Origin of the sequence: Paenibacillus sp. AR247 (assembly GCF_002968895.1) — a bacterium.
GTDB lineage: Bacteria > Bacillota > Bacilli > Paenibacillales > Paenibacillaceae > Paenibacillus_AQ > Paenibacillus_AQ favisporus.
Window position 1 is genome coordinate 1 of sequence record NZ_PCZT01000067.1, and the last position, 763, is coordinate 763.

At 48.6% G+C, this 763-nt stretch carries 7 tRNA genes; all 7 read left to right on the forward strand.

Annotation, left to right across the window (positions count from 1 at the left end):
- Positions 1 to 11 precede the first annotated feature (11 nt).
- Positions 12 to 87, forward strand: a tRNA-Asn gene (locus tag CPT76_RS35860).
- 3 nt (positions 88 to 90) lie between these two features.
- Positions 91 to 166, forward strand: a tRNA-Thr gene (locus CPT76_RS35865).
- A gap of 7 nt (positions 167 to 173) precedes the next feature.
- Positions 174 to 245: transfer RNA gene (locus CPT76_RS35870), tRNA-Glu, on the forward strand.
- Positions 246 to 370: 125 nt separating this feature from the next.
- A tRNA-Val gene (locus CPT76_RS35875) sits at positions 371 to 446 on the forward strand.
- Between the two features lie 51 nt (positions 447 to 497).
- A tRNA-Gln gene (locus CPT76_RS35880) sits at positions 498 to 572 on the forward strand.
- Positions 573 to 576: 4 nt separating this feature from the next.
- Positions 577 to 652: transfer RNA gene (locus CPT76_RS35885), tRNA-Lys, on the forward strand.
- An 18-nt stretch (positions 653 to 670) separates the two neighbouring features.
- A tRNA-Leu gene (locus CPT76_RS35890) sits at positions 671 to 754 on the forward strand.
- Positions 755 to 763 lie beyond the last annotated feature (9 nt).

Genomic DNA, 763 nt, shown 5'->3' on the forward strand with positions numbered 1-763 from the left:
AAGCGGTATATTCCCTGATAGCTCAGTTGGTAGAGCACTCGACTGTTAATCGAGTTGTCACAGGTTCGAGTCCTGTTCGGGGAGCCATTTGCTCTCATAGCTCAGTAGGTAGAGTGCATCCATGGTAAGGATGAGGTCACCGGTTCGATCCCGGTTGAGAGCTCCATATTTGTGGCCCGTTGGTCAAGGGGTTAAGACACCTCCCTTTCACGGAGGTAACATGGGTTCGAATCCCATACGGGTCACTTTCTTGTTTTGTTCCACATAAGGTTCGTCGGATGTACTTTCGTTGGGACAAGCTTTGCTGCCTTTAAACGAAGGAAAGATCTGGACGGGTCATCGTGTGTTTTAATGGATACATAGTTTGCATGGAGGCTTAGCTCAGCTGGGAGAGCATCTGCCTTACAAGCAGAGGGTCGGGGGTTCGATCCCCTCAGCCTCCACCATTCATGATATGAAATATTTAAAATTGGGCAGACTATAGTTATTCGTAACTTTGGGGATTAGCCAAGCGGTAAGGCAACGGACTTTGACTCCGTCATGCATAGGTTCGAATCCTATATCCCCAGCCAGTGAGAGCCATTAGCTCAGTTGGTAGAGCACCTGACTTTTAATCAGGGTGTCGAAGGTTCGAGTCCTTCATGGCTCACCAGTTTTATTTACAAGTTTTGCGCGTGTGGCGGAATTGGCAGACGCACTAGACTTAGGATCTAGCGTCTTTGACGTGGGGGTTCAAGTCCCTCCACGCGCACCATTTGTTTAA